At 60.1% G+C, this 7,154-nt stretch carries 6 protein-coding genes; 5 read left to right on the forward strand and 1 reads right to left on the reverse strand.

Annotated features, from left to right (window positions below):
* Window positions 1-848 precede the first annotated feature (848 nt).
* On the forward strand, window positions 849-1,211 hold the full coding sequence (locus tag ACN0WV_RS19430; RefSeq protein WP_235866708.1) for a PhnE/PtxC family ABC transporter permease: 363 nt from the start codon (window positions 849-851) through the stop codon (window positions 1,209-1,211).
* 227 nt (window positions 1,212-1,438) lie between these two features.
* Here the strand turns inward: ACN0WV_RS19430 and hisN are convergent, their stop codons facing one another.
* A complete protein-coding gene (hisN, locus tag ACN0WV_RS19435; RefSeq protein WP_084354936.1) occupies window positions 1,439-2,245 on the reverse strand; it encodes a histidinol-phosphatase in 807 nt (268 codons plus the stop codon).
* A gap of 206 nt (window positions 2,246-2,451) precedes the next feature.
* Here hisN and ACN0WV_RS19440 point away from each other — a divergent pair, with 206 nt between their 5' ends.
* From ACN0WV_RS19440 to ACN0WV_RS19455, 4 genes are all read left to right on the forward strand, one after another.
* The gene (locus tag ACN0WV_RS19440) at window positions 2,452-3,468 is read left to right on the forward strand and encodes an ABC transporter substrate-binding protein (protein ID WP_417607882.1); all 1,017 of its coding nucleotides are present in this window, start codon (window positions 2,452-2,454) and stop codon (window positions 3,466-3,468) included.
* An 85-nt stretch (window positions 3,469-3,553) separates the two neighbouring features.
* The gene (locus tag ACN0WV_RS19445; protein ID WP_084354934.1) at window positions 3,554-4,588 is read left to right on the forward strand and encodes an ABC transporter ATP-binding protein; all 1,035 of its coding nucleotides are present in this window, start codon (window positions 3,554-3,556) and stop codon (window positions 4,586-4,588) included.
* The gene (locus tag ACN0WV_RS19450) at window positions 4,585-6,270 is read left to right on the forward strand and encodes an ABC transporter permease subunit (RefSeq protein ID WP_084354933.1); all 1,686 of its coding nucleotides are present in this window, start codon (window positions 4,585-4,587) and stop codon (window positions 6,268-6,270) included. The genes ACN0WV_RS19445 and ACN0WV_RS19450 overlap by 4 nt, the downstream gene beginning before the upstream one ends.
* On the forward strand, window positions 6,270-7,019 hold the full coding sequence (locus tag ACN0WV_RS19455; protein ID WP_084354932.1) for a DeoR/GlpR family DNA-binding transcription regulator: 750 nt from the start codon (window positions 6,270-6,272) through the stop codon (window positions 7,017-7,019). The genes ACN0WV_RS19450 and ACN0WV_RS19455 overlap by 1 nt, the downstream gene beginning before the upstream one ends.
* The last annotated feature ends 135 nt before the right edge of the window (window positions 7,020-7,154 follow it).

Here is a 7,154-nt window from a genome sequence, read left to right on the forward strand (position 1 = left end):
GACCGTCCTCCTTTGTGGATCATCGTAGACCCACCTTGGCACATTGATGCCGTCGGGGGGTGGTCACATCATCAGAGTCCATTCGAGGTGTCACGCCTTTCCAATTTCCCGCCATCGCGGTTCTAAGGAAACCAACTTGCACAGCCCGGTTCACGATTTGGTAGTCAGTTCAACCACGCCAGATAGATTGCCATGACAATCCACACCACGACAATCTGTGCCACCATGGCAATAATCAGAAACTTTGTCCGGTTGTAGTCCTTTTTTACATCGATCTTTTTCATTGGTGAATACTCCAGTTTGCAGGACCGTGCTGTCTTTTACATATGTGGAGCTGAACCGAATACAAGCGACAAGAATGCAATGCTGCCATGCCCGATTCGTCCCGCTCAGCCGACCTTCCTGCACCGCGCAGCGAAGGGCGAAAAAGCCTCGCCCAGCTGATGGACAAAAATGCGGAACGACGGGGTCAAGTTAACACTATTGCTAATATGGTTTAACGCGATGCTACTGTGGCCGAACATGGGAAGTGTTAAGTTCCTAAACTCCGAGCTCTTGCATGGGACGCGAAGACCGTCGGCTTCGAGCCATGCTTACCGAATGCGGTCCCGCATAATTGCGCGAATGCACAAAAAATTCACGACGTGAACGACCCGAACTTGACATCGGATAGGTGAATCGCAGATTGAGAACAAATAGCGAACAGTTAGGATTCCCATGCCAGTTTACCCAGTTGATGAACCCGTCCACATACCATCCCAATCTGTTCGAATTGTCAGCACACCAGTCAGCGCAGGCTTTCCTTCGCCAGCTGGGGACGACCTCGAAGATGAGATTGACCCTATGGCATGGGTCGTGCGCCATCCTGCATCGACATTCTGGTGGCGCGTAGAAGGGGACTGGAAGACGCCGAGAAAGAACCGCAGGAGGCGCTATCCGCGATTGGCGCCGGGCGCGGCTCGATCCTCGTGGGTGCGATCCTGCCGGACATCATGCCGTCCCTCATCAATTCGTCGCTCTTTGCTGTGGAAAAGGCGGTCCGGTCTTCGGTTGTACTGGGGCTCGTGGGCGCGGGCGGGATCGGTCAGGAGCTCAAGGTCGCCTTTGATCTCTTCCAGTATCGCAACGCCTCGATGATCATAATTGCGATTTTTCTCATCGTCATGGTCATGGAAATCATCACCGACAAGCTGCGGGCGCGTATTCAATGACGTCACGTACTGCAGTGATGAGGCGTGGGTGCCGTGTGCAATCAGGGCGGGAAGCGGAAGTTCGCTGCAGTTTGGTCATATTTCAACTCTACAGGAAGAACCTGACGTTCGATTTCTATGGTCGGGAGATGACCATGCGCTTTGTAGATATGTCCGCTAATGGGTTGGATCAGCCTTTTGGCGCAAGCGGCTTCTGGGCAAACAACTTTCCAACCTGCTTGCGAAGGTCACCGGAAGGATGCTGTGGCCCTCAGAGCGGCCAGGGCCTCTGCGTGCAGGGGGGCGCTGGCTGCGGCGATAATCTTGCCGTCCGATGCCAATGTGAGAGGCTCGCCGTCCCAGTCAGTGATCACACCTCCCGCTCCTTCGACCACCGGGATGAGCGCCATGTAGTCATAGGGGTGCAAGTTCATCTCGAACAGGAGATCGACATGGCCCGAGGCCAAAAGACCGTAGCCGTAGCAATCGCCGCCGAACCGTCGCATGGCAGCCTTTTCCGATAGCGTCTCGAACTGAGCCAGTCCGGTCGCGTCGAAATTGTCCGGGCTGGTCGTGTAGAGGATCGCATCGGCCAGAGCCGTTCTCCCACTGGTCTGGCAGGGCGCGCCGTTGAGTGTTGTGCGCTGACCGCGCTGGCCCGTCCAGCGTTCGCCGGTGGGAGGAATCGAGATCACCCCGAGGTTCGGCGTGCCATCGGAGAGGCAGGCGATCAGCGTGCCGAAGGTGGGCATGCCGGACAGGAAACTCTTGGTGCCATCAATCGGATCGATGACCCAGATGTGCGGGGACTCCAGTCGCGCGCTCTCCTGTTCCTCTCCCAGAATGCCGTGAGTCGGGAAGGCTTGCGTGATCTGCCGGCGCATCTCTGCCTCGATGGCGCGGTCGGCCTGCGTGACGGGCGAGTCGTCGTCCTTTGCCTCGATTTCCAGCGGCTTGCGGAAATAGGTCATCGCCATGGCGTCCGTAACGTCGGCCAAACCTTGGGCGAACTGTGCGAGCCGGTCTGTTTCCGGAAAGGTCGAGAGAGACTGCATGATTTTTCCTCAAATGCGGGGAACGGGGGGCCGCGAAGGTGCGCTTTGAAAATTTATCGTAGACAAATGCCACAAAAACGCAAGACTACACAAATAACCCCAGACTCGAATTCCGCGTCGGGCAACCAGAACGGACCATCGCAAGGGTCCGCAATCTTCCGGATACAGGCCCGGACCAACAGAACTAAACCAACAAGGAGATCACCATGATCACCATGAACACCTGGACACAGACCACCGCGCTGTCGATCGCGGCGCTTTGCCTTGCCGCACCAACGCTGGCCGATGAACTGACCGTCTACACTGCCCTCGAGGAAGAAGAAATCGCGGCCTACGTGGAAGCGGCACAGGCCGCCATGCCGGACACCGAGATCAATGTCCTGCGCTTGTCCACTGGCAAGCTTGGTGCGCGGCTGCTGGCCGAAGCCGAGAATCCGCAGGCTGACGTGATCTGGGGTTGGGCTGTCAGTGCGATGATGGACCCGCAGATCCTTGAAATGCTGGAACCCTACGAGGCTGCTGGCTCCGACGTGCTGCCCGAGAAATTCCGCAGTGGCGACGGCAAGTGGTTCGCCCCAATCGGCTATATGGGCGCCTTCTGCGTGAACACCGCACGGCTCGAGGAAAAGGGCCTGCCGATGCCGTCAAGCTGGGCCGACCTGGAAGACCCTGCATTCAAAGACGAGATCCTGATGCCCGATCCAAACTCCTCGGGCACCGGCTACCTGCACGTCAACGCCGTGCTGCAAAGCATGGGCGAAGAGGCCGGCTGGGCACAGCTGGCCGCGGTCGATCCCAACATGGCGCAATACACCTCTTCGGGTTCAAAACCATGCAAATCTGCCCGCGTGGGTGAATATACAGTCGGCATTTCGCTGGCATTCACCGCGATGCAGTCGATCGAGGAAGGCTACCCGCTGGCGATGGTCTTTCCCGAGGGCGGTGTGGGCTACGAGTTGGAAGCGTCGGGACTGATGGCAAGCTCGGACAACAAGGAAGCGGCGAAAGCCTTCCTTGATTGGACCATGTCCGACGAGGTGATCGGCCTTTACCAGACCTACAAGGCGCTGATCACGGTGCCGGGTGTCGATGCATCGGAGGCGGCCGAGAAAGCCGGCCTTCCGGCTGAAATCTCGACGATCCTGGCGGATGTTGACTTCGTCAAGGCGGCGGAGGATCAGATGGCCGTAAAAGATAAGTGGAAAGAAAAATTCGGGCGCTGAGCCCGAGACTGGGGCGGCCTTGGCCGCCCCGACACTTGACGGGCCGGTCGCGAACCTGCCCAACGAATGAGAAAGCACGCCCCACATGTACCTGACCGTACGCGACGCCACAAAGACCTACGGCAATTTCACCGCGCTCGACCGCGTGTCGATCGAGATCGAGAAAGGCGAGTTCGTCTGCTTGCTCGGCCCGTCGGGATGCGGCAAGACGACTTTGCTGCGGCTGATCGCAGGGCTGACCGACTTGGACGGAGGAACGATCACGCTGGAGGGCGCGACCCTTTCGGATCTTCCGGCGCGCAAGCGGGGGTTCGGGATCGTGTTCCAGTCATACTCGCTGTTTCCGAACATGACGGTGGCCGAGAACATCGGTTACGGCCTGAAGATCCGGGGCGTTCGAAAAGACGACATCGCCGCACGGGTGCAGGAGTTGCTGGCGCTGGTTAAACTGCCTCAGGTGGCCGATAACCTGCCGGGGCAACTGTCGGGCGGCCAACAACAGCGCATCGCGCTGGCGCGGGCTATTGCCGTGGATCCGCGCGTCCTGTTGCTCGACGAGCCGCTATCGGCGCTCGATGCCAAGGTCCGCGCGGTGCTTCGCGACGAGATCAGACAGGTGCAGCGCTCGCTGGGAATACCAACGCTGATGGTAACACATGATCAGGAAGAAGCGCTGGCGCTGGCCGACAAGATTATCTGCATGAACCACGGGGTCGTGGTGCAGGCGGGCACGCCGGAGGATCTGTACCACCGACCCGCTACGCGCTTTGTCGCGGAGTTCATGGGGATCAGTAACCTGCTCGCTGCCGACACGGTCGCGCGGCATTTTCCCGACTTGGTTCCGACTCGTCCCGCGTCTGAAGACAGCTATCTTGCCTGTATCAGACCCGAGCAGATCGAGGTGACCCCTTCAGAAAACGGTGGGGCTGTCGTCCGCAGCATCAGTTTCCTGGGCAACCTGCGGCGCCTGGAAGTGGAAAGCCCCGCCGGGCCGCTTTTGGTCGAAACGCATGGCGGTAGTCCATATCACACGGGCGACCGCGTTGAGCTGAGCATCGCACCCAAAGCCTGCACATGGGTTGTTGACGACACTGTTGGAACCGAGGCGGTGTCGGCATGAGCCTCGCCGAGACGTCATCCCGTGCCCGTATGCGCCCCCGATTTGACGCCGACCGCCTGCTGACGCTGGCTTGCATCGGGTTGCCGCTGCTGGGCCTGATCTTGTTCTTCGCTTACCCGATGGTGATCGTATTCCTGCGCTCGATCACGGTTGGCGACAGTTACGGGTTGGGCAACTACACCGAAGTGCTGGGCTCTTCCGGGTTCTGGCGGGCCACGCGGCATTCGCTGGCGATGGGGGGCGCGACCACGGTGCTGAGTGTGTTGCTGGGGTTCATCATCGCGCATGGCCTTTACCGCTGTGCATTTCGCGGCAAGTGGCTGATACGCAGCGTCATTGTTCTGCCTCTGCTGGCCCCCTCGCTGGTACAGGCGCTCGGGCTGATCTTCCTGCTGGGCCGCAACGGCGTTATCAGTCGTATGCTTGGGGTCGAAATCGAGATTTACGGTTTCTGGGGCCTGTTGATCGCGAACACCCTCTACGCGCTGCCACAGGCCGTAATGATCATCGGCGCAGCGTTGGTGCTTCTGGACGCCCGCACCTACGAGGCCGCCGAGGTCATGGGAGCGCCGCCGTGGAGACAGTTCCGCGACCTGACCCTGCCCGCCGCGCGGTTCGGTATCCTGAACGCAGCGTTCGTCTGCTTTACCATCACCATAACCGATTTCGGCAATGCGGCGGTAATCGGCGGCGATTACTCGGTGTTGGCGACCGAGATCTACAGCCAGGTCGTGGGGCAGAGAAACTTCAATATGGGCGCCGTTGTTGGCATCATGCTACTTTTGCCCACGGTGATCTCCTACAGTATCGAGCGGCAGGCGATGAAACGGCAGCAGGCCGGACAAATCACCGGGCAAGAGCCCTATCGGCCCAGCTTTGCTCCGCTGCGAGACATCAGCATGGCGGCGCTGTCATTGCTTATCTGTGCCGGGATCCTTTCGGTGATCGGGATCGTGGTCTATGCCAGTTTCGTCACATTGTGGCCCTACAACATGGCGCTGTCGCCCAAGCATTACGATATCACGCTGGCGGGCGGGTATTCATCGCTTTGGATGACGATCTTCATCTCGCTGGCTGCCGCTTCGGGCGGGACCGTTGCGGTTTTCCTGATGGGACTGGGACTGCGACGCCTGCCCAAGGCAGTGGCGCAACCGATCCAGATCCTGGCCGCGATGCCGGCCGCTGTACCAGGCATGGTTCTGGGTCTGGCCTATATCCTGACGTTCAATTCCACGGCGACGCCGCTCTACCTGCTCTACGGTACCGCCGCGCTGATCGCGATCGTCAACTTCTACCACTACCACACGCAGGGCTTCCTGACGGTGATGACCGGATTCCGTCAACTGCCCTCGGCACTGGAGGAGGCCGCCGGCAGTCTTGGTGCCGGGCTGGGTCGCACGGCGCGGGACATCGTTGCGCCCTTCATCGCGCCGATGCTGGTGTCGGTCTTCTTCTTTCTCTTCATGCGCTCCATGGTGACACTGTCGGCGGTCGTCTTCCTGACGACACCGGACCTGAGCGTGGCCGCCGTGACGATCATGCGGCTGGACGATGCCGGGCTGACCTCGCAGGCAGCGGCCTTCTCGACCTGCGTCATGGGGGTTGTCTGCCTGGCCGTCCTGTCTATGAAAGTGACACTGGCGCTGTTGCGACGGCGTGGCGCAAACAAGGGGGCGACCTGATGTGGGCGAAGGAGCGTCATCAGCGGATCGTGTCGATGCTGGCGGCCAACCAGCAGGTCAGCGCAAACGATTTGGCCGGGATGTTGGGCGTGTCGCGCGAAACCGTCCGGCGCGACCTGCTTGACCTTGAAGAGGCCGGAAAGGCGGCGCGGGTGCATGGCGGTGCCGTTCTGCCCGAGGCGCGGACAGAGGACCCGTTTCAAAAGCGCATGACGAGCCAGATCCGGGCCAAGTCCGAGATCGCGAAGAAAGCGGTCGGCCTGATCCAGCCGGGGCAGACGATCATGGTAGATGCCGGGTCGACCACTGCCGTCTTCGCCCGAGAGCTTGCCAAAGTGCCCGGCGTGTCGGTGATAACGAATTCGCTGGATATCGCCACGACGCTACAGGCCGCAAACATTGATGTACTTCTTCTGGGAGGTCGGATCGCAGCTGACGTGCCCGCCACGGTGGGCGAGCTGACCCTGTCGGAAATCCGGCGTTTCGAGGTGGACCTGTGTTTTTCCGCGCCGGTCGCTGTGCATCCCGAGAAGGGAACATATTTCTACGACCTGCAAGAGGCCGAAATCTCTGCCGCAATGGCAGCGCAGGCAGGTCGGGCGGTCTTGCTGGCGGATCATTCCAAGCTGGGAGGCACCAGCCAAGTGCGTTCCTGGGAAGTGGAGACGATCGGAACGCTGGTGACAAACAGAGCCGCGTCCGACGCGCAGCTCGACGGGTTTCAAACCGCGGGGGTCGAGATCGTCTGACCACATCATTCGGCGAAAGCTTGAAATCAACCAGGAGGGCCGGTGTCTCCGTTCGGGCGGGAGTGGGCAAAACGTGGGGGTCTGGTCGTGCTAGGGTCGGTTCTTTGCGAGGAGAACTGCCATGGATGTCCGGAT

The organism is Primorskyibacter flagellatus, from assembly GCF_048268605.1.
In the GTDB taxonomy this organism is placed as follows: domain Bacteria; phylum Pseudomonadota; class Alphaproteobacteria; order Rhodobacterales; family Rhodobacteraceae; genus Primorskyibacter; species Primorskyibacter flagellatus.